Origin of the sequence: Lysobacter antibioticus, assembly GCF_001442535.1 — a bacterium.
Taxonomy (GTDB): Bacteria; Pseudomonadota; Gammaproteobacteria; order Xanthomonadales; family Xanthomonadaceae; genus Lysobacter; species Lysobacter antibioticus.
Map to the genome: position 1 here is coordinate 3,771,258 of NZ_CP013141.1, position 21,287 is coordinate 3,792,544.

General features: G+C 69.1%; 16 protein-coding genes. All 16 read left to right on the plus strand.

Annotated features, from left to right (window positions below):
* Nucleotides 1–15: 15 nt before the first annotated feature.
* On the plus strand, nt 16–564 hold the full coding sequence (locus GLA29479_RS15290; protein ID WP_057972084.1) for a YbhB/YbcL family Raf kinase inhibitor-like protein: 549 nt from the start codon (nt 16–18) through the stop codon (nt 562–564).
* 463 nt (nt 565–1,027) lie between these two features.
* Nucleotides 1,028–3,520: a bifunctional aspartate kinase/homoserine dehydrogenase I gene (gene thrA, locus GLA29479_RS15295; protein WP_057972085.1), complete on the plus strand. Its 2,493-nt coding sequence runs from the start codon at nt 1,028–1,030 to the stop codon at nt 3,518–3,520.
* A complete protein-coding gene (locus tag GLA29479_RS15300) occupies nt 3,517–4,509 on the plus strand; it encodes a homoserine kinase (protein ID WP_057972086.1) in 993 nt (330 codons plus the stop codon). Before thrA ends, GLA29479_RS15300 begins: the two co-directional genes overlap by 4 nt.
* A gap of 193 nt (nt 4,510–4,702) precedes the next feature.
* Nucleotides 4,703–5,998, plus strand: a complete 1,296-nt coding sequence (gene thrC / locus GLA29479_RS15305; protein ID WP_057972087.1) for a threonine synthase — start codon at nt 4,703–4,705, stop codon at nt 5,996–5,998.
* Between the two features lie 586 nt (nt 5,999–6,584).
* On the plus strand, nt 6,585–8,315 hold the full coding sequence (ilvD, locus tag GLA29479_RS15310; RefSeq protein WP_057972088.1) for a dihydroxy-acid dehydratase: 1,731 nt from the start codon (nt 6,585–6,587) through the stop codon (nt 8,313–8,315).
* Nucleotides 8,316–8,381: 66 nt separating this feature from the next.
* The gene (gene ilvC / locus GLA29479_RS15315) at nt 8,382–9,410 is read left to right on the plus strand and encodes a ketol-acid reductoisomerase (protein ID WP_057919117.1); all 1,029 of its coding nucleotides are present in this window, start codon (nt 8,382–8,384) and stop codon (nt 9,408–9,410) included.
* Nucleotides 9,410–11,179, plus strand: coding sequence for an acetolactate synthase 2 catalytic subunit (gene ilvG, locus GLA29479_RS15320; RefSeq protein WP_057972089.1), 1,770 nt, complete (start codon nt 9,410–9,412; stop codon nt 11,177–11,179). Before ilvC ends, ilvG begins: the two co-directional genes overlap by 1 nt.
* Nucleotides 11,163–11,399, plus strand: coding sequence for an ACT domain-containing protein (locus tag GLA29479_RS15325; protein WP_031370333.1), 237 nt, complete (start codon nt 11,163–11,165; stop codon nt 11,397–11,399). The genes ilvG and GLA29479_RS15325 overlap by 17 nt, the downstream gene beginning before the upstream one ends.
* Complete coding sequence (locus GLA29479_RS15330) at nt 11,390–12,445, plus strand: aminotransferase class IV (RefSeq protein WP_057972090.1); 1,056 nt, start codon at nt 11,390–11,392, stop codon at nt 12,443–12,445. Before GLA29479_RS15325 ends, GLA29479_RS15330 begins: the two co-directional genes overlap by 10 nt.
* Nucleotides 12,446–12,449: 4 nt before the next feature.
* Nucleotides 12,450–13,622 carry a threonine dehydratase gene (locus GLA29479_RS15335; protein ID WP_057919120.1) on the plus strand — a complete coding sequence of 391 codons (1,173 nt, stop codon included), beginning with the start codon at nt 12,450–12,452 and terminating at the stop codon, nt 13,620–13,622.
* Nucleotides 13,623–13,648: 26 nt separating this feature from the next.
* Nucleotides 13,649–15,217 carry a 2-isopropylmalate synthase gene (locus GLA29479_RS15340; protein ID WP_425599984.1) on the plus strand — a complete coding sequence of 523 codons (1,569 nt, stop codon included), beginning with the start codon at nt 13,649–13,651 and terminating at the stop codon, nt 15,215–15,217.
* Nucleotides 15,218–15,320: 103 nt separating this feature from the next.
* Complete coding sequence (gene leuC, locus GLA29479_RS15345) at nt 15,321–16,754, plus strand: 3-isopropylmalate dehydratase large subunit (protein WP_057972092.1); 1,434 nt, start codon at nt 15,321–15,323, stop codon at nt 16,752–16,754.
* Entirely contained in the window at nt 16,754–17,416 is a 663-nt protein-coding gene (leuD, locus tag GLA29479_RS15350; protein WP_057972093.1) for a 3-isopropylmalate dehydratase small subunit, read from the plus strand. The genes leuC and leuD overlap by 1 nt, the downstream gene beginning before the upstream one ends.
* A complete protein-coding gene (leuB, locus tag GLA29479_RS15355; RefSeq protein ID WP_057919123.1) occupies nt 17,406–18,494 on the plus strand; it encodes a 3-isopropylmalate dehydrogenase in 1,089 nt (362 codons plus the stop codon). Before leuD ends, leuB begins: the two co-directional genes overlap by 11 nt.
* 251 nt (nt 18,495–18,745) lie before the next feature.
* A complete protein-coding gene (glpD, locus tag GLA29479_RS15360; protein ID WP_425599942.1) occupies nt 18,746–20,332 on the plus strand; it encodes a glycerol-3-phosphate dehydrogenase in 1,587 nt (528 codons plus the stop codon).
* A gap of 163 nt (nt 20,333–20,495) precedes the next feature.
* Nucleotides 20,496–21,215 (plus strand): MIP/aquaporin family protein, encoded by a 720-nt coding sequence (locus GLA29479_RS15365; protein ID WP_211264992.1) that lies wholly within the window; start codon nt 20,496–20,498, stop codon nt 21,213–21,215.
* The last annotated feature ends 72 nt before the right edge of the window (nt 21,216–21,287 follow it).

The window sequence follows — 21,287 nt, forward strand, 5'->3', positions numbered from 1 at the left end:
CACGGATGCCACGCCATGAACCTGTTGCGCCACCTGCTGCCCGTCGCCTTACTGCTAGCCTCGCCGTGCGCCTTGGCCGCCGATTTCGTCGTCGAAAGCCCCGACATCCGCGACGGCGACACGATCGACGCGCGCTACGTGTTCAACGGTTTCGGCTGCAAGGGCGGCAATCAGTCGCCGGCGCTGGCCTGGCACAACCCGCCGGCCGGCACCCGCAGTTTCGCGGTCACCGTGCACGACCCCGACGCCGCGGGCGGCAAGGGCTGGTGGCATTGGGTGGTGGTCAACATCCCGGCCAAGGCCACGTTTCTCGACAGCGGCGCGAGCGCGGTTGCGAAGGCCTTCCCGCCGGGCGCCGTGCAGACCCGCAACGATTTCGGCAAGCCCGGTTATGCCGGGCCCTGCCCGCCCGCGGGCACCACGCATCGCTACGAATTCACCGTGTGGGCGCTCAAGGTCGACAAACTCAAGGTCGACACCAATGCCGGCGGCGCCCTGGCCGCCTTCATGCTGCGGGACCACGTCATCGGCCAGGCCCGGATCACCGCAAACTACGGCCGCTGAGTCCGCGCCGGCGCCTCCCCGCGCCGGGGGCCGGCGCCCGGCTGGGGGAGAGGGCCCCGGGCAGCGGCCGATTCCGCCGTTCGCCACATTCCTGCCGGCCCCCACTTGACGCGCCGCACAACGGCGGGTTATTGCTAGCCCATGCACCCCGCCTTCGCCATCGCCCGCAACGTCTCGACCCGGCCGCAAGGCGGGGTATCGGCGATTGCGTCGATGTCGATTACCACCACCGGTACCGGTACCACCTCTCACAAGGTGCGGACGGGCGTGTCCAGCTAATCGACCACGCCGCTCCGCACCCGACCAGGGTGCGGGCTGCCAGCCTCACCCGAACCGGGACACGGAGCTCCATCAGGAGTTTTCCATGTCGTCCGCTCAACCTCAGCCCGCTCTAGACGACCAGCCCGAAGCGGCTGGCTCCGACGCCGAAGCGTCCAAACCGGCGCAAGCCTTCTCGCCGCCCATGCAGGGCTCGGCCTATGCGCCGGTGCGCGCGCCCGCACGCCATGCCCACAAATTCGGGGGCAGCAGCCTGGCCGACGCCGGCCGTTACCGCATCGCCGCCGGCCTGCTCGACGACGGCGCACCGCAACGAGTGGTGGTGGTCTCGGCGATGCAGGGCGTCACCGATGCGCTGGTCGCCCTGGTCGCCAGCGCCCGCGCCGGCCAGGACTGGGTACCGGCCTGGTCCGACCTGCGCCAGCGTCACCTCGACACCGCCGACACACTCGACGGCCAACACCGTCACGGCGCGCACGCGGCGATCGATGCCGAGTTCGACAGCCTGCGCGCGGCGCTCGAAGCGCTCGCGACCGCCTCCGACGGCGCCTACGCCGATGCCCTGCCCGGCCTCGGCGAAGTTCTGTCCTCCTACCTCATGCATGCCGCACTCGGCGGCGAAGCCGCGGGCTGGGCGCGGCTCGACGCGCGCGAGGTGCTGGTGGTGCATCCGGGCGAGATGGGTGTCGGCGTTGATTGGGCGCTGAGCCGCGCGCGCCTCGCCGACTGGCGCAAACAGCATGCCGACAACGACGTCGTCGTTACCGGTTTCGTCGCCCGCGACGGCCAGGGCCGCGACACCACGCTCGGCCGCAACGGCAGCGACTACTCCGCGGCGATCTTCGCCAACCTGTTCGACGCCGATGCGCTGACGATCTGGACCGACGTCGACGGCGTGCTGTCGGCCGACCCGCGCCTGGTGCCCGATGCGGTGTGCCTGCCGACCATGTCGTATGCCGAGGCCTGCGAACTCGCTTATTTCGGCGCCAAGGTCCTGCATCCGCAGACACTGGCGCCGGTGCAACAACGCGGCATCCCGCTGCGCATCCGCAACACCCGCAATCCGCAGGCACCCGGCACCTTGATCAGCCTGGTATCGGAACCCGATGCCGCGCCGGTCAAAGGCCTGAGCCTGGTCCACGACCTGGCGGTGCTGGAACTGATCGGCAACGGCATGGTCGGCGTGCCCGGCACCGCCGAACGCCTGTTCGGCGCGCTGCGCAGCGCCGGCGTATCGGTGACGATGATTTCGCAGGGCTCGTCCGAGCATTCGATCTGTTGCGTGGTGCGCGCCGACCAGGCCGCGCGCGGCCGCGACGCCATCGTCGCCGCCTTCGCCGATGCCATGGCCGACGGCCAGGCCCAGGAGGTCACCGTCACCCCGGACATCTGCGTGCTCGCCGCGGTCGGCGACGGCATGGTCGGCACGCCCGGCGTCGCCGCCCAGCTGTTCGACGGCCTGGCCAAGGCGCGCATCAATCTGCGTGCGATCGCCCAGGGCGCCGGCGAGCGCAACATCTCGGTCGCGATCGCCGCGCGCGATGCCACCCGCGCCCTGCGCGCGGCGCATTCGGCGTTCTGGCTGTCGCCGCATTGCCTGTCGATCGGGTTGATCGGCCCCGGCAAGGTCGGCCGCGCCCTGCTCGCGCAATTGCACGAAGCGCAATCGCGTTTCCAACGCGACAGCCGCCACAACAAGGTCGACCTGCGCCTGCGCGCGATCGCCGACAGCCGCCGAATGCACCTCGCGCCGCGCGCGATGGCCTTCGACGACGCCCATGAAGCGCTGGCCGGCGACGGCGTGGAAACCCTGGCGCTGGAGCGCTTCGCCGCGCACGTACGCGCCGAACACATCCCGCATGCGTTGATCGTCGACTGCAGCGGCAGCGATGCGGTCGCCGCGTTCTATCCGCAATGGATCGCCGCCGGCATCCATATCGTCACGCCGAGCAAGCACGCCGGTTCCGGCCCGTTGGCGCGCTACGAGGCCATCCGCGAGGCCGAGCGCAGCGGCGGCCAGTTCCGCTACGAAGCCACGGTCGGCGCCGGCCTGCCGGTGATCCAGACCCTGCGCTCGCTGCTCGACACCGGCGACGAACTGACCGAAGTCGAAGGCATTCTCTCGGGCACGCTGGCCTGGTTGTTCAACCGCTACGACGGCCAGACCGCGTTCTCCGAACTGGTGCGCGAAGCGCATGCGCTGGGTTACACCGAACCCGATCCGCGCGACGACCTGTCCGGCACCGATGTCGCCCGCAAGCTGGTGATCCTCGCCCGCGAAGCCGGTCGCGCCCTGTCGCTCGACCAGATCGAAGTCGAGAGCCTGGTGCCGGAAGCGCTGCGCAGCGTATCGAAGGAAGAATTCTTCGAGCGCCTGCACGAACTCGATGCGCCGCTGCAGCAGCGCTTCGACGCCGCCCGTGCCGCCGGCCTCAGCCTGCGTTACCTCGCCCGCCTCGATCGCGAAGGCCGCGCCAGCGTCGGCGTGGTCTCGCCGCCGCCGGGCCACGCCGCCTTGCACGGCGCGCTCACCGACAATCTGATCCAGTTCCGCACCCGCCGTTACGCCGATAATCCGCTGGTGGTGCAAGGCCCCGGCGCGGGCCCGGACGTCACCGCCGCCGGCGTCTTCGGCGACTTGCTGACGATCGCGCAAACCCTTGGAGCCCGTGCATGAGCGCCGCTTTTTCTTCCGCCTCCTCTTCCGCTTCGTCCGCCTCCGACGCGGCCGCGCAGCGGCGCCAGGCCAGCGCGTTCGCGCCGGCCAGCGTCGGCAACATCGGCGTGGGCTTCGACCTGCTCGGGCATTCGATCGAAGGGCCGCGCGACGTCGCCACGGTGCGTCGCATCGATGCGCCCGAAGTACGCATCCGCGCGATCCGCGGCGACGTGCCCGGCGCCGACTCGCTGCCGCTGGAAGCCGCGCGCAATACCGCCGGCCAGGCCTTGATCGCGCTGCGCGAAAAACTCGGCCTCGGCCACGGCTTCGAACTCGAACTCGACAAGGGCATACCGCTCGGCTCCGGCCTCGGCGGCTCGGCGGCGTCCTGCGTCGCCGCGCTGGTCGCGGCCAATGCGGTGCTCGCGCAACCGCTGTCGCGCGATGCGCTGTACGAATTCGCCCTCGACGGCGAATCGGTGTCGAGCGGCAGCCGCCACGGCGACAACGTCGCGCCGATGCTGTTGGGCGGCGTGGTCATGGCGACCTCGACGCGGATGATTCCGCTGTCGGTGCCCGACTGGCTGTACGCGGTCGTCGTGCATCCGGACCAGGTGTTGGAAACGCGGCGCGCCCGCGCCGTACTCGCCGATCCGTATGCGCTGGCGTTGGTGGTGAAGCAAAGCGCGCACCTGGCCTTGTTCCTGACCGGTTTGCAGCGCGGCGATGCCGGCTTGTTGCGCGAAGGCCTGGTCGACCTGCTGGTCGAACCGCGTCGCGCCCCGTTGATCCCCGGCTTCGCCGCGGTCAAAGCGGCGGCGCTCGATCACGGCGCGCTCGGCGCGAGCATTTCCGGCGCGGGCCCGAGTTGTTTCGCCTGGTTCGCCTCGCGCGCCGAAGCGGCCGCGGCGGCACCGGCGATGCAGCAAGCCTTCGCCGACGCCGGCTTCGATTCGCGCGCTTACGTCACGCCGGTGGCGGGACCGCGCGCGGAGGTGATCGGGTAGGGATGCGGCAGAGCAAATCCCCCCTGCCCCCCTTTGTCAAAGGGGGGAGTAGCAACGGCAACGGCAAACGCTTCCGGCTTTCACCTACTTCCTGCTGCCACCTATTCGACGTGCTTGTCTTCCCCCGTTGAGAAAGGGGGATCGAGGGGGCTGCCCTCCTTACAAACACCGCACTCACTCACCCGGACATCGCATGAACTTCCTCAGCACCCGCGGCAACACCCCGCCGACCGCGATCGACCAGGCGCTCGTCGCCGGTCTTGCGCCCGACGGCGGGCTCTACGTGCCCGAACGCATCCTGCCGTTGTCGCAACCGCTCGCCGCCGAGCGACTGGCCGACACCGCCCACACTATTCTCGCGCCTTACTTCGAGCAGTCCTCGCTGCGCGAGCGCCTCGATCAGATCTGCGAGCACGCCTTCTCCTTCGATGCGCCGCTGCGCCCGCTGTCGCGACCCGACGATTGGTTGCTCGAGTTGTTCCACGGCCCGACCGCCGCGTTCAAGGACTACGCCGCGCGTTTTCTCGCAGAAGCGCTCGCCGGCCTGCGCGAGGCCGATGCGCCGCCGACCACGATCCTGGTCGCAACCTCGGGCGATACCGGCGCAGCGGTCGCGGCCGCCTTCCATCGCCGCCCCGGTTTCGAAGTGGTGATCCTCTATCCCGACGGTCGCGTCTCGCCGCGCCAGGCGCATGGCCTGGGCTGCTGGGGCGACAACGTCCGCGCGCTGCGCGTCGACGGCGATTTCGATGCCTGCCAACGCCTGGCCAAGCAAGCGCTGTCGGACGAAGCCCTGCGCGCGCAACGGCCGCTGAGTTCGGCCAACAGCATCAGCCTCGGGCGGCTGCTGCCGCAGGCGGCGTATTACGCCCACGCCGCCGCACGCCATTACGCCGAACGCGGCGAGCCGCTCAACTTCATCGTCCCCACCGGCAACCTCGGCAACGCCTGCGCCGCCTTCGTCGCCAAGCGCATGGGCCTGCCGATCGGCGAGATCGTGCTGGCGACCAATGCCAACGACACCTTGCCGCGCTATTTCGCCGGCGCCGACTACCTGGCTCAGCCGACCCGAGCGACCCTCGCCAATGCGATGGACGTCGGCGCACCGAGCAACTTCGAGCGCCTGCGCCATTGGCATCGCGACGATGCCGAACTGCGTGCCGCCGTGCGCGCGGTCGGCGTCGACGATGCCACCATCACCGAGACCATCCGCAGCGCGCCGCAACGCCACGGCATCGTGCCCTGTCCGCACACCGCGACCGGCCTGCACCTGCTCGAGACCTTGCGCGGGCAAGGCGACGAACGCCCTTGGGCGGTAGTCGCCACCGCGCATCCGGCCAAGTTCGACAGCATCGTCGAACCGCTGGTCGGTCATGTCGTGGAACCGCCGCCGGCGCTGGCCGAGTCGTTGGCCCGGCCGGCGAGCGCGGAACCGTTGCCGGCGGACTACGCGGCGTTGCGGGAGCGCTTGTTGGCGGACGGCGCATAAGGGAACGCGCGCGGTCTATGCGCCCCTTTGAAGAAGAGGCCACGCCCGGCGTGAACACGAAGCCTGAACGCGCCGACGCGCCGGGGATTTGCCTCGGGCCTTGCGATAAGGGCAAAAGCAAATGCCCCCGCCCCCCCTTTCCAAAGGGGGAGAGCTGCAATGAAAGCTCCCCATGTTGAAACGCGGGAACCGCAAGGAAGGACAAGACACATTCGCTGGATCGGGCGAGATGTGACCGCGTCCGCGCCCTGCGATGGTTTTCCCAGAAACTATTGACAAGCCCCAAACGGGCATGTTCTTCTCGCTGACATGACGCAGCGCAGCAACCACTCGCAGACGACTTCGGTCCAGGCCCAGCAGGCCTCGAACGACGCCGCGCGCGTTGCGCTCCGACACGGGCCGGTTATCGCCACGCTTATTCTCGTCCTCGTACTTATTACCTCGCTTACAAGCGCGGGAGTCGGGTTCGTGTAGCAAAACCACACAACCCAGGTCGAAAGAACCTAGACCCCGCGCCCGAAAGGCGCGGGGTTTTTCGTTTTAAGGCCCTGGGTTCCTGTCGCCAACGACTTAGGAACACCTGTTCGTGAGAAGCAACGCCATCAAGCAAGGCCCGGCCCGAGCCCCCGCACGCGCGATGTTGCGTGCGACCGGCCTCGACGACGCGGCCATCGCCAGACCGCTGGTCGCCGTCGTCCACACCTGGTCCGACGTTTCGCCGTGCAACATCACCCTGCGCGATCTGGCCCAGCACGTGCGCCGCGGCGTGCACGACGGCGGCGGCACGCCGATCGAGTTCAACACCATCGCCGTCACCGACGGCATCGCGATGGGCACCGACGGCATGCGCGCGTCGCTGGCTTCGCGCGAAACCATCGCCGATTCGATCGAGCTGGCGGTGTCCGGCCATTGCCTGGACGCGATGGTGCTGCTGGTCGGTTGCGACAAGACCATCCCGGCCGCGGCGATGGCCGCGGCGCGCCTGGATATCCCGACCGTGATCCTCTACGGCGGCACGATCATGCCGGGCCACTGTCCGTCCAAGGCCGGCCAGGACGACAAGCCGCTGACCGTGCAGGACGTGTTCGAGGCGGTCGGCGCACATTCGGCCGGGCGCATCGACGACGCCGAGCTGCACCGCATCGAATCGCATGCCTGCCCCGGCGCCGGCGCCTGCGGCGGTCAGTTCACCGCCAACACCATGGCGATGGTGCTGACCTTCCTGGGCCTGTCGCCGCTGGGCCTCAACGACATCCCGGCGATCCACGCCGACAAGCCCGAGGCCGCGCGCGCCTGCGGCGAAATGGTCATGCACCAGTTGCGCAATGGCGGGCCGAGACCGCGAGCGCTTCTCTCTCCCCATGCGTTGCGCAACGCAGCGCGCGCGGTCTCGGCCACCGCCGGTTCCACCAATGCCGCACTGCACCTGTTGGCGATCGCCCACGAAGCCGGCGTCGCCTTCGACCTGGAAGAATTCGAAGCCGCCGCGCATACGCCGGTCATCGCCGACCTGAAACCGGGCGGCCGTTACACCGCCGCGGAGATGTTCGAATTCGGCGGTGCGGCACTGGTGGCTCGCGAACTCAAGGCGGCCGGTTTGATCGAGGATATTCCGACGGTCACCGGCCGTTCCTTTTTCCAGGAGCTGGCCGAGGCCAGGATGGCCGACGCGCAGGACGTGGTGCGTCCGATCGCCGACCCGCTGAAGCCGCGCGGCGGCTATTCGATCCTGTACGGCAACCTCGCGCCGGAGGGCTGCATCCTCAAGCTGGCCGGTCACGGCCGCGAACATTTCGCCGGCCCGGCGCGCGTGTTCGATTCCGAAGAAGCCGCGTTCGCCGCGGTGCAGGCGCGCCGGATCAACGCCGGCGACATCGTGGTGATCCGCTTCGAGGGCCCGGCCGGCGGCCCCGGCATGCGCGAGATGCTGGCGGTCACCGCGGCCCTGGTCGGCCAGGGCCTGAGCAACGACGTCGCGCTGATCACCGACGGCCGCTTCAGCGGCGCCACCCATGGCTTCATGGTCGGCCACATCTCGCCGGAAGCCGCGCACGGCGGCCCGATCGCGCGTCTGCGCGAAGGCGACGTGGTCAGCATCGACGTCAAGACGCGTCGTCTCGACGTCGCCGCCGACCTCACCGCGCGCGAGCCCGCGCGCATCGAACCGCGCGTCACCACCGGCGTGTTGGCCAAGTACGCGCGCCTGGTCGGTTCGGCCTCGCAGGGCGCGGTCACCGCACCCGGCCCGCTGCAATCGCCGGCAACGAAAAACATCGACGCGACCCTGATCGACACCCCCGTTCCCGAACCCGCCTGACTGTCCGCTCGCTCCTCACTCCTCCGCACTCACTCCTGCTCTTCACTCCTCCTTACGAGATCCGTCATGACCACCAGCACCGCCTCCCGCCCCAAGATCGCCATCGTCGGCTACGGCAGCCAGGGCCGCGCCCATGCGCTGAACCTGCGCGACTCCGGCTTCGACGTCACCGTAGGCCTGCGCCCGGGCGGCCCGACCGAGATCAAGGCCAAGGCCGACGGCTTTACCGTCAAATCGCCGGCCGAAGCCGTCGCCGGCGCCGAAATCGTCGCCGTGCTGACCCCGGACATGGTCCAGGCGCAGCTCTACCGCGACGTGATCGAACCCAACATCGCCCAGGGCGCCTGCCTGCTGTTCGCGCACGGCTTCAACGTGCACTACGGCCAGATCGCACCGCGCGCCGACCTGGACGTGGTGCTGGTCGCGCCGAAGGGCCCGGGCGCGCTGGTCCGCCGCGAATACGAAATCGGCCGCGGCGTGCCGAGCGTCTACGCCGTGCACCAGGACACCAGCGGTCGCGCCGAAGAGTTCGCCCTGACCTACTGCGGCGGCATCGGCGGCGCACGCCAGAACGCGATCAAGACCACCTTCAAGGAAGAGACCGAGACCGATCTGTTCGGCGAACAGGCGGTGCTGTGCGGCGGCGCGACCAAGCTGGTCCAGGCCGGCTGGGAAACCCTGGTCGAGGCCGGCTACCAGCCCGAAGTCGCCTACTACGAGTGCTTGCACGAACTGAAGCTGATCGTCGACCTGTTCTACGAAGGCGGCGTGACCCGCATGCACGAGTTCATCAGCGAGACCGCCCAGTACGGCGCGCTGACCCGCGGCACCTATGTGGTCGACGACAACACCAAGGCGCAGATGCGCAAGGTGCTGACCGAAATCCAGGACGGCACCTTCGCCCGCCAGTGGATCGCCGAGTACGCCTCGGGCAACGCCAACTACAAGAAGCTCAAGCAGGGCGACCTCGACCACCCGATCGAAGCGGTCGGCAAGAAGCTGCGCGCCAACATGAAGTGGCTGGACACCGCGCCGAAAGCGCAGACCGCCGCCCCCGCCGCGCCCCGCGGCGAACGACAGGAAGAGGCCGCCTGATGAACGGTGCCCGCTGGCTGGTGCAAGCACTGGCCGCAGAAGGCGTGGACACGCTGTTCGGTTATCCGGGCGGCACGATCATGCCTTTCTACGATGCCCTGCACGGGTCGGACCTCAAGCATGTGCTGGTCCGTCACGAGCAAGGCGCGGCTTTCGCGGCCAACGGCTATGCCCGTGCCAGCGGGCGAGTCGGTGTATGCGTAGCCACGTCCGGTCCGGGCGCGTCCAACCTGGTCACCGGCATCGCCGACGCGATGCTGGACTCGGTGCCGATGGTCGCCATCACCGGCCAGGTCGCGACCTCGCTGATGGGCACCGACGCCTTCCAGGAACTCGACGTGTTCGGCATGACCATGCCGATCGTCAAGCACAGCTTCATCGTGCGCCGCGTCGACGACTTGCCGGGCATGGTCGCCGAGGCCTTCCGGCTGGCGCGTTCGGGCCGTCCGGGCCCGGTGTTGATCGATCTGCCCAAGGACGTGCAGAACGCCGACGCTACCCATCTGGCCGCGCACGTGCCGCTGCCGACCGATCCGGTGCCGAGCGCGCCGGATGCGGCTTATCACGAAGCCGCGGCGTTGATCGCGCATGCGCAAAAGCCGCTGATCTACGGCGGCGGCGGCATCGCCCTGGGCGATGCGGTCGAGTCCTTCCGCGCCTTCGTCGACGGCTGCCAGATTCCGGCGGTGCTGACCCTCAAGGGCCTGGGCGCGCTGCCGGCCGCGCATGCCTTGAACCTGGGCATGCTGGGCATGCACGGCAACCGCGCCGCCAATATGTCGGTGCAGGAATGCGATCTGCTGATCGTGGTCGGTGCGCGCTTCGACGACCGCGCCACCGGCAAGCTGGCCGAGTTCGCACCGAACGCGCGCGTGGTCCACATGGACCTGGACGCCTGCGAAATCGGCAAGCTGCGTCACGCCGATGCCGCGGTCAACGGCGACCTGCGCCGTGCCCTGGATGCGCTGACGCCGCCGTGCACCGCGCAACTGCGCGGCCGCAACGGCAACGCGCGCCGCAGCTGGCGCGACACCTGCCTGCAACGCAAGCGCGACTGCACGCCGCGCTACGATGCGCCCGGCGAAAGCGTGTACGCGCCGTCGCTGCTCAAGCGGCTGTCCGAGCTGGCGCCTCAAGCGGTGGTCAGCTGCGACGTCGGCCAGCACCAGATGTGGGTCGCTCAGCACTGGCGCTTCGACGACCCGCGCAAGCACCTGACCAGCGGCGCCCTCGGCGCGATGGGCTTCGGCCTGCCCGCGGCGATCGGCGCGCAACTGGCGCTGCGCCGCGACGGCGAGCCGGAGCCGCAGGTCATCTGCGTCAGCGGCGACGGCTCGTTCCTGATGAACGTGCAGGAGCTGGCCACCGCCGCGCGTTACCGCCTGCCGGTGAAGATCGTCCTGCTCGACAACCAGGCCCTGGGCATGGTGCGGCAGTGGCAGGAGCTGTTCTTCGAACGCCGCTATTCCGAAATCGACCTGTCCGACAACCCGGACTTCTGCGCCCTGGCCACCGCGTTCGGCATCAAGGCCATGTACGTCGACCGCGCCGACTCGGTCGAGGAAGCGCTGGCCTACATGCTCGACACCCCGGGCCCGGTGCTGCTGCACGTCGCCATCGACCAGGCCGCCAACGTCTGGCCGCTGGTGCCGCCGAACCACAACAACGCTCAGATGCTCGACCCCGAGGCCAACGACGCCGACGCGATCGTCAGCCTGACGCCCCCCACCACCGCCGAGAAGGAGGACGCCCATGCGATACCAGCTTGAACTGACCCTGCGCCAGGCCGAAGGCGCGCTGGCTCGCGTATTGGGCGCCGCCGAACGTCGCGGCTTCCGTCCCCTGTCGGTGGACGGCGAAGCGCAACCCGACGGCGATCGTTGGCATCTGCGCATGACCGTGGAGGGCGACCGCGCCGACTCCGCGCTGCAGAGCCAACTCGCCAAGCTTTACGACTGTCTTGCTGTCGAGGTTTCCCCATGCACCTGAATGCCGAAATCCTGGAGCGTCCGGCCCAAGCCGAGACGCAATCGCCGGCGCAAGCCGCGTCGACGATGCGCGAGCGGGCTTATGCGCCGGCTCGCAGCGAAGTCCTGAGCGCTGAAGTCGATGGTTCGACCGCCGCTCGTGGCTCTGAGTCCCGCATTGGCGGCGAAGTCCCGATTGCGGTTGATCAACCACTCATTTGGTTCGACGGCAACTTCATCGCGGGCGACACGCCGGAAGCGCCGCTGACCACCCATGCCATGCACTACGGCACCGCGGTGTTCGAGGGCATCCGCAGCTACGCCACCGCCGACGGCGGCGCGGCGGTGTTCCGCCTGCCCGAACACATGGAGCGCATGCGCAAGGGCGCGCAGATGTTCGGCATCGACTTCGACGTCGACCGCGCGAGCGAGGCGACCTTGGCGACTCTGCGCGCCAACGGCCATCGCGACGCCTACATCCGTCCGTTGACCTGGATGGGCACCGGCAGCATCGGCCTGGACGTCGATCCGCTGACCCAGCACCTGATGATCGCAACGCTCGCCAAGGTCGTGCATCTGGGCGGCGCGCGCACCCGCCTGACCGTGTCGCCGTGGAAGCGCAATCCGGCCACGTCCCTGCCGGCGCTGAAGCTCAGCGGCGCCTACGTCAATTCGATCCTGGCCAAGCGCGAAGCCAAGCAACGCGGCTTCGACGAGGCGTTGTTCACCGACGACAAGGGCTATGTCGTCGAATGCACCGGCGCCAACGTGTTCATGGTCAAGAACGGCGCGATCACCTCGGTCGACCATCGCGACGCCCTGCCGGGCATCACCCGCGATACCATGATCGAGCTGTCGGGCGCACAATCGCGCGAAGTGACCTTGCACGAGTTGCTCGATGCCGACGAGGTCTTCGTCTGCGGCACCGCCGCCGAAGCGACCGCGATCGCCGTGCTCGACCGGCGCGAGTTCGGCGACAACCCGGTCACGCGCGAGCTGGCCGCTTTGTACGCGCGCGTGGTGCGGGGCGAGGAATCGCGCTACACCTCGTGGCTGACCCCGGTCTGACGCCGTGGACTGCGACGTAGCCAGCCTGGCCCAAGTCAGCGCCGCCGATCTGTTGGCGGCGCAGGCGCGGTTGCGGCGTTATCTGGAACCCACTCCGCTGCACCACGCCGAGCGTTTCGGCTGCTGGTTGAAGCTGGAAAACCTGCAGCGCACCGGCTCCTACAAGGTGCGCGGCGCCTTGAACGCCTTGCTGGCCGCGCGCGAACGCGGCGATCACCGCACCGTGATCGCCGCCTCCGCCGGCAATCATGCGCAAGGCCTGGCCTGGGCGGCTTATCGCCTGGGCATCAACGTCATCACGGTGATGCCGCGCTGCGCGCCGCAGACCAAGATCGCCGGCGTCGCCCACTGGGGCGCCACCGTGCGCCTGCACGGCGAGACCTATGACGAGGCCAAGGCCTTCGCGATCGAACTGGCCGACCAGCACGATTACCGCCTGCTGTCGGCCTTCGACGACCCCGACGTGATCGCCGGCCAGGGCACGGTCGGCCTGGAGCTGGCCGCGTTCGCGCCCGACGTGGTGATGGTGCCGATCGGCGGCGGCGGCCTGGCCGCCGGCGTGGTGCTGGCGCTGAAATCCGAGTTGCTGGCGCGCACCCCCGCGGCGCGGCGCATCCGCGTGATCGGCGCTCAGGTCGAGGGCGTCGACTCGATGGCGCGCGCGCTCAAGGGCGACCGCCGCCTGATCGAACCGGTCGCGACCCTGGCCGACGGCGTGCGGGTCAAGGACCCGGGCCGCCTGACCGAACGCGTGCTCGAGAGCATGCTCGACGACATCGTCATCGTCCGCGAAGCCGAGCTGCGCGAGACCCTGGTCCGCCTGGCCCTGGAAGAACACATCATCGCCGAGGGCGCCGGCGCGCTGGCCCTGGCCGCGGGCCGCCGCATCGTCGGCAAACGCAAATGCGCGGTCGTCTCCGGCGGCAACCTCGATGCCGGCGTGCTGGCGCGCCTGCTCTCGGAAGTGCGCCCGCGGGCGCCGCGGCGCCCGCGTCGGCGCACCCGCGAGGCGCTCGGTCGCGAGACCGCAACCATCGAGGCGGACATTTATACGCTGGCCAATCTTCCTCCCGCGCTGCGACTTAGCCGGGGCCCGAGCGGCCCCGACTCCCGCCCCGCCACCGATGCCCCGTATTCCACCCGCCATTCAGCTGTAACAGAGGAAGTCCCCGCATGAACGACTCGCCAGGACCGGTAGTACCTATTACCAACGCGATCACCGACGCGCCTCAACACGTCACCATCTTCGACACCAGCCTGCGCGACGGCGAGCAATCGCCCGGTTGCAGCATGACCGCCTCGCAGAAGCTGCGCTTCGCCCACGCCCTGTCCGAGCTCGGCGTCGACGTCATCGAAGCCGGCTTCCCGGCCAGCTCCGAAGCCGATCTGGAAGGCACCCGCGCGATCGTGCGCGAGGTACGCGGCTCGACCGTCGCGACCCTGGCGCGCTGCCACCCCGGCGACATCGAAGCCTGTGCGCGCGCGCTCGAAGGCGCCGCCAAGCCGCGCATCCATGTCTTCATCTCGACCAGCCCGTTGCACCGCCAGCACAAGCTCAACCTCGACAAGGAGCAGGTGATCGAACGCGCGATCGCCGCGGTCGAACAGGCGCGTCGATACGTCGACGACGTCGAATTCTCGGCCGAGGACGCGCTGCGCACCGAGCACGACTATCTGGCGCAGATCTGCAGCGCCGCGGTCGCCACCGGCGCGCGCACCTTGAATATCCCCGACACCGTCGGCTACACCACGCCGAGCGAAATCCGCAGCCTGTTCGAGTACCTGCGCGCGAACGTGCGCGACGCCGACCGCGCCGTGTTCAGCGCCCACTGCCACAACGACCTGGGCCTGGCCGTGGCCAACAGCCTGGCCGCGATCGAAGGCGGCGCGCGCCAGGTCGAGTGCACCATCAACGGCATCGGCGAACGCGCCGGCAACTGCGCCCTGGAAGAGCTGGTGATGGCGCTGCGCGTGCGCAACGCTTATTACAACGTCGGCACGCGCATCGACACGCGCCGGCTGGTGCCGACCTCGCGCCTGCTGTCGCGCATCACCGGCATGGTGGTCCAGCGCAACAAGGCCATCGTCGGCCAGAACGCCTTCGCCCACGAGTCCGGCATCCACCAGCACGGCATGCTCAAGCACCGGGGCACCTACGAGATCATGCATCCGGAAGACGTGGGCTGGGCGCAGTCGCAGATGGTGATGGGCCGCCACAGCGGCCGCGCCGCATTGAGCGACCGCCTGCAGACCCTGGGTTTCACCCTGGACGAGGCGCGCTTGAACGCGGTGTTCGCCGGCTTCAAAGCCTTGGCCGAGAAAAAGCGCGAAGTGTTCGACGCCGACCTGGAATCGCTGGTGCTCGGCGCCGACGCCAAAGCCGCCCGCGGCCATCGCCTGGTACGCGCGCACGTCAGCACCGGCGTCGCCGACGGCAGCCTGCCGACCGCGAGCGTGCAGTTGCTCGATCCCGACGGCGCCGCGGTCAGCGAGGCGGCGATCGGCGACGGCCCGGTGCACGCCTTGTTCGCCGCGCTCGCGCGCGCGACCGGCGTAGCCTTGCGCATCGACAGCTACAACGTGTCGAGCGTGACCACCGGCGACGACGCCCAGGGCCAGGCCAGCGTGACCGCGCGCATCGACGGCATCGAGATGACCGGCTCGGGCACCAGCACCGACATCATCGAGGCCAGCGCCCTGGCCTGGCTCGACGTCGCCAACCGCATCCGTCGCACCCAGCAGGCGCCGCAGCGGCTGACGGCCACGGCATGAATCCAGCCTCTCTCCCGCTTGGCGGGAGAGAGGCGAGAAGCAAACAGCCGAAACCACCACGAAACACTCCAGCCATAGCAGCCAACACAGAACACCGGACTCCATGACTACCACCTCGGCTCCTCCCAGCACCTTGTTCGACAAACTGTGGGACGCGCACCTGGTATCGCCCGAAAGCGACGCCGTGCCCGCGGTCCTGTACATCGACCTGCACCTGATCCACGAAGTCACCTCGCCGCAGGCGTTCGCCGAACTCGAATCGCGCGGGCTCGCGCCGCGCCGCCCGGACCTGACCAAGGGCACGCTCGACCACTCCACCCCGACCCTGCCGGCCGGCGCCGACGGCCGCCTGCCCTACTTCACCGCCGAGGCCGAGAGCCAAGTCGATACCCTGCGCCGCAACTGCGCGCGCCACGGCGTCGAACTGTTCGATTTCGACAGCGCTTACCGCGGCATCGTCCACGTGATCGGCCCGGAACTCGGCCTGACCCAGCCCGGCATGACCATCGTCTGCGGCGACAGCCACACCGCCACTCACGGCGCCTTCGGCGCGCTCGCCTTCGGCATCGGCACCAGCGAGGTCGGTCACGTCCTGGCCACTCAGTGCCTGCTGCAACGCAAGCCCAGGACCCTGGCGATCAACGTCGAGGGCAAGCTGGCGCCTGGTGTCGGCGCCAAGGACCTGATCCTGCACATCATCGGCGAGATCGGCGTCAACGGCGGCACCGGCCAGGTCATCGAGTACCGCGGCTCGACCATCCGCGCGCTGTCGATGGACCAGCGTATGACCGTATGCAATATGTCGATCGAAGCCGGCGCGCGCGCCGGCCTGATCGCGCCCGACCAGACCACCTTCGACTATCTGGCCGCGACCCCGCGCACGCCGCGCGGCGTCGACTTCGAGCGCGCCGTCGAACGCTGGAGCGCTTTCAAGACCGACGACGGCGCGGTGTTCGATCGCGAAGTGCATATCGACGCCAGCGCGATCAAACCGACCCTGACCTGGGGCACCCACCCCGGCCAAGTCGCGGCGATCGATGCGCATCTGCCGCAGGCGAACGATGCCGACGAAGCCAAGGCCCTGGCCTACATGGGCTTCGACGGCGGCGCGGCGATGGCCGGCCGCCCGGTCGACGTGGTCTTCGTCGGCAGTTGCACCAACTCGCGCTTGTCGGACCTGCGCGAAGCCGCGCAGGTGCTGCGCGGCCGCCACATCCATCCGCGCGTGCGCATGCTGGTGGTGCCGGGCTCGGAGCAGGTCAAGCGCGACGCCGAGGCCGAAGGCATCGACCGCATCGTCCGCGAGGCCGGCGCCGAATGGCGCGAGCCGGGTTGCTCGATGTGCATCGCCATGAACGGCGATCTCGTCGGCCCCGGCCAACTCGCGGTCTCGACCAGCAACCGCAATTTCGAGGGCCGCCAGGGCAAGGGCTCGCGCACCCTGCTGGCCTCGCCGCTGACCGCCGCCGCCTGCGCCATCGCCGGCCACGTCACCGACCCGCGTGCCTATCTCGCCACTGTGAAGGAGGTCGCGTAATGTCCGCGTCCCAATCCTCCGGCACCCACTTCGCCGCGGCGCAGTCCAATGACGGCTTCGTCGAGCTGATCGCGCGCACCGTGGTGCTGCGCGAACGCAATATCGACACCGACCAGATCATTCCGGCGCGCTTTCTCACCACCACCGAGCGCAAGGGGCTGGGCCGGTTCGCCTTCAACGACTGGCGCGCGCTGCCGGACGGCTCGCCGAACCCGGACTTCGTCTTCAACCGTCCAGAGAACGCAGGTGCCGCGATCCTCGTCGCCGGCCGCAATTTCGGCTGCGGCTCCTCGCGCGAACACGCGCCGTGGGCGCTGACCGACCTGGGCCTGCGCGCGGTCATCAGCAGCGAGATCGCCGACATCTTCCGCAGCAACTCGCTCAAGAACGGCCTGCTGCCGATCGTGGTCTCGCAGGAACTGCTGGACGAACTGCTGGACCAGCCCGGCATCGAGCTGCGCATCGACGTGCGCACGCGACGCCTGCACCTGCCCGACGGCCGTGCGATCGAGTTCCCGCTCGACGCCTTCGCCCAGACCTGTCTGATCGAAGGCGTGGACCAGCTCGGCTATCTGCTGCGCCAACTCGACACCATCAACCAATACGAACAGCGCCGCGCGACGGCACTGAACCCCCGCCAGGAGAATCAACATGCGCGCTGACATCGTCGTTCTGCCGGGCGACGGCATCGGTCCGGAAGTCACCGCCGCCGCGGTCGAAGTGCTGCGTGCGGTCGGCCGCCGCTACGGCCATCAGTTCACCCTCAACGAGCACCTGATCGGCGGCGCCGCGATCGATGCCAGCGGCGAGCCCTTGCCGGCTGCGACCCTGAGCGCCTGCCAGCGCGCCGATGCGGTCCTGCTCGGCGCGGTCGGTGGCCCCAAGTGGTCGGACCCGAAGGCGAAAGTACGTCCGGAGCAGGGCCTGCTGGCGCTGCGCAAGGGCCTGGGCCTGTACGCCAACCTGCGCCCGGTGCAACCGCACGCGGCCACCCTCGGCGCTTCGCCGATCAAGCCGCATCTGCTGGCCGGCGTCGACATGATCGTGGTGCGCGAACTGACCGGCGGCATCTATTTCGGCCAGAAGCAACGCAGCGAGACCAGCGCCAGCGACCTGTGCGAATACAGCGTCGAGGAAATCGAACGGGTCGTGCGCCGCGCCTGCCAGCTCGCGCGCGGCCGTCGCCAGCACGTGGTCTCGGTCGACAAGGCCAACGTGCTGGAAACCTCTCGCCTGTGGCGCGAAGTCGCCACCCGCATCGCCCGCGACGAGTTCCCGGACATCACCCTGGAGCACCAGTTGGTCGACTCGATGGCGATGCACCTGATCGCCAAGCCACGCGCATTCGACGTCATCGTGACCGAGAACATGTTCGGCGACATCCTCACCGACGAAGCCTCGATGCTGGCCGGTTCGCTGGGCCTGCTGCCGTCGGCCTCGCTCGGCGAAGGCAAGGTCGGTCTGTATGAGCCGATCCACGGCTCGGCGCCCGACATCGCCGGCCGCGGCATCGCCAACCCCTGCGGCACCATCCTCAGCGCGGCGATGTTGCTGCGTCATTCGCTGGGCCTGAATGCGGAAGCCGAGTGCATCGAGCAGGCGGTCGCGGCCGTGCTCGAAGCCGGCGTGCTGACCGCCGACCTCGCCCCGGCCGGCCAGGCCGTCGGCACCCGCGCGGTCACCGACGCGGTGCTGGCGCAACTCGAACTGCCCTGCCACATCCCCGAACTGCGCGACTGACGCCTCGGCCCATCGTCCGCAGGCCGCCCCGGCGGCTTGCGGCAACCGCAAGACCGCTCTCTCCAAAGTTCTGGTAACTCCTGGCCCGGTGCTCGTGCATCGGGTTTTTTTTGCCCTTCGCCCGGCCGCACCGCAACACCGCCGTCACCCGTCGTTGATGTGAACCCCGGCCACAATCGATTCGTCACCGTATGCCATCATCCTGACGTGTCCTGGGTCGACGCCGCGGCCCGCAGCATTCGCGAGAGCGCATGACCGAACCCGCATCCTCTCTCGACCGATCCGTCATCGAACCGCCTGTCGTGAGCTTGCCCGATGTCGACCTGCTCGTCGTCGGCGGCGGCATCAACGGCGTCGCCATCGCCCGCGACGCCGCCGGCCGCGGCTTGTCGGTGCTGCTGTGCGAACGCGACGACATCGCCTCGCACACCTCCAGCGCCAGCACCAAGCTGATCCACGGCGGCCTGCGCTATCTCGAACAGTTCGAGTTCGCCCTGGTCGGCAAGGCCCTGGCCGAACGCAAGCGCCTGTTGCGCATGGCCCCGCACATCATCTGGCCGCTGCGTTTCGTCCTGCCGCATCAACCGCATCTGCGCCCGGCGTGGATGATCCGCATCGGCCTGTTCCTGTACGACCGGCTCGGCGGCCGGCGCGGACGCGGACTGCCCGGTTCGCGCTCGGTCAACCTGCGCAAGCACATCACCGGGCGGCCGTTGCGCGACGACTTCATCCACGGCTTCGTCTACTCCGACGCCTGGGTCCAGGACGCGCGCCTGGCGGTGCTCAACGCGATGGATGCGGCCGAGCGCGGCGCGACCGTGCTGACCCGCACCGCCTGCGTCTCGGCGCGGCGTGGAGAACAGGCTTGGGACGTACGCTTGCGCGGCGCCGACGGCGTGTCGCGGCAAGTGCGCGCGCGTGTCCTGATCAATGCCACCGGTCCGTGGGCGGTACGCTTCCTCGACCAAGTCGCGCAGGTGCCGCACCGGCACAGCCTGCGCCTGATCAAGGGCAGCCACATCGTCGTGCCGCGGTTGTTCGAGCACGATCATGCCTACATCTTCCAGCAACCCGATCGCCGCATCGTGTTCGCGATCCCGTACGAGCACGACTACACCCTGATCGGCACCACCGATGTCGACTACCGCGCCGACCCTTCGGCGCCGCACATCGACGAGGCCGAAACCCAGTACCTGTGCGAGGCCGCCTCGCGCTATTTCAAGCGCGCCATCCAAGCGAGCGACGTGGTCTGGACCTACAGCGGCGTGCGGCCCCTGCTCGACGACGAAAGCGACGCCGCATCGGAAATCACCCGCGATTACCTGCTCACCCTCGACCGCGAAGGCGCGCCGCTGCTCAACGTGTTCGGCGGCAAGCTAACCACCGCGCGCAAGCTGGCCGAGGAAGCCTGCGACCGGCTCGCACCGCTGTTCGGCGGACTGCGCCCGGCCTGGACCGGCACCGCACCGTTGCCGGGCGGCGATCTGCCCGATGCCGATTTCGACGCCTTCCATGAAGACTTCAGCCTGCGCCGGCCGTGGCTGCCGGACGCGCTGGCCCTGCGCCTGTGCCGCAACTACGGCAGCCGGGCGCTGCGCATCGTCGAGAGCTGCTCGCATCTGCAGGACCTGGGCGAATGTTTGGGCGCCGACCTGTACACGGCCGAGGTCGATTACCTGGTCGATTCCGAGTGGGCGCGCAGCGCCGACGACATTCTGTGGCGGCGCTCGAAGCTCGGGCTGCGCATCGATGCAGCCGGCGCGATGCAACTGCAGGGGTATGTCGCGCTACGCGTGGCCGGTCGAGTCGATAGAGATGCACCAGCGGGGCACGCATGAGCCCGCGTGCCACCGCGCACTATCGGGAATCGCGTTCAAAGGAATCTCGTTTCCGTTACTCGCCCACAGATCGCAACCGATCTGTTGCCTCGACCCACAACGCCGTAGCCGCCCTCCATAACAGCGCCATCGCAGCAACGCGGCACCCAGGAGATCCATCGCAATGGTCACACCGATGTCGCAATACCTCAGCGAGTTCATCGCCACCGGCATGTTGATCCTGCTCGGCAACGGCGTGGTCGCCGGCGCTCTGCTCAATCGGTCGAAGGCGCAAGGCGCCGGCTGGGGCGTGATCACCGCGGCCTGGGGGCTGGCGGTGCTGATCGGCATCTTCATCGCCGGGCCGACCAGCGGCGCGATCATGAATCCCGCGCTGACCATCGCCCTGGCGAGCATCGGCAAACTCTCATGGGCGGTGGTGCCCGGCTATGTCGCCGCGCAGATCGCCGGCGCTTTCGCCGGCGCGGTGCTGGTGTGGCTGGCCTATCTCGCCCATTGGCGGATCAGCGACGATCCGGCGGCCAAGCTCGCGATCTTCTGCACCGCGCCGGCGGTGCGCGACACCAAGGCCAACGTGCTGACCGAAACCATCGGTACCTTCGCCCTGACCTTCGGCGCGCTCGCCATCGGCGCCAACACGCTCGCGCCCGGCATGGGCCCGCTCGGAGTCGGCCTGCTCGTGGTGGTGGTCGGCATGTCGCTCGGCGGACCGACCGGTTATGCAATCAATCCCGCGCGCGATCTCGGTCCGCGCATCGCCCATGCGCTGCTGCCGATCGCCGGCAAGGGCGGCTCCGACTGGGGCTATGCCTGGGTGCCGGTGGTCGCGCCGATCATCGGCGCACTGCTGGGCGCATTCGCTTTCCAAGCCGTGTATGGGTGAGAGGCGGGAATCGGGAATGGAGAATCGGGAATCGTAAATCGGTGCGACGCACCGGCCAGCGCCACCCGACTC

Coding starts and splice junctions, on each gene's coding strand:
- GLA29479_RS15290 (WP_057972084.1), top strand. CDS start 16: ATGAACCTGTTGCGCCACCTGCTGCCCGTCGCCTTACTGCTAGCCTCG.
- thrA (WP_057972085.1), top strand. CDS start 1,028: ATGCAGGGCTCGGCCTATGCGCCGGTGCGCGCGCCCGCACGCCATGCC.
- GLA29479_RS15300 (WP_057972086.1), top strand. CDS start 3,517: ATGAGCGCCGCTTTTTCTTCCGCCTCCTCTTCCGCTTCGTCCGCCTCC.
- thrC (WP_057972087.1), top strand. CDS start 4,703: ATGAACTTCCTCAGCACCCGCGGCAACACCCCGCCGACCGCGATCGAC.
- ilvC (WP_057919117.1), top strand. CDS start 8,382: ATGACCACCAGCACCGCCTCCCGCCCCAAGATCGCCATCGTCGGCTAC.
- ilvG (WP_057972089.1), top strand. CDS start 9,410: ATGAACGGTGCCCGCTGGCTGGTGCAAGCACTGGCCGCAGAAGGCGTG.
- GLA29479_RS15325 (WP_031370333.1), top strand. CDS start 11,163: ATGCGATACCAGCTTGAACTGACCCTGCGCCAGGCCGAAGGCGCGCTG.
- GLA29479_RS15330 (WP_057972090.1), top strand. CDS start 11,390: ATGCACCTGAATGCCGAAATCCTGGAGCGTCCGGCCCAAGCCGAGACG.
- leuC (WP_057972092.1), top strand. CDS start 15,321: ATGACTACCACCTCGGCTCCTCCCAGCACCTTGTTCGACAAACTGTGG.
- leuD (WP_057972093.1), top strand. CDS start 16,754: ATGTCCGCGTCCCAATCCTCCGGCACCCACTTCGCCGCGGCGCAGTCC.
- leuB (WP_057919123.1), top strand. CDS start 17,406: ATGCGCGCTGACATCGTCGTTCTGCCGGGCGACGGCATCGGTCCGGAA.
- glpD (WP_425599942.1), top strand. CDS start 18,746: ATGACCGAACCCGCATCCTCTCTCGACCGATCCGTCATCGAACCGCCT.
- GLA29479_RS15365 (WP_211264992.1), top strand. CDS start 20,496: ATGGTCACACCGATGTCGCAATACCTCAGCGAGTTCATCGCCACCGGC.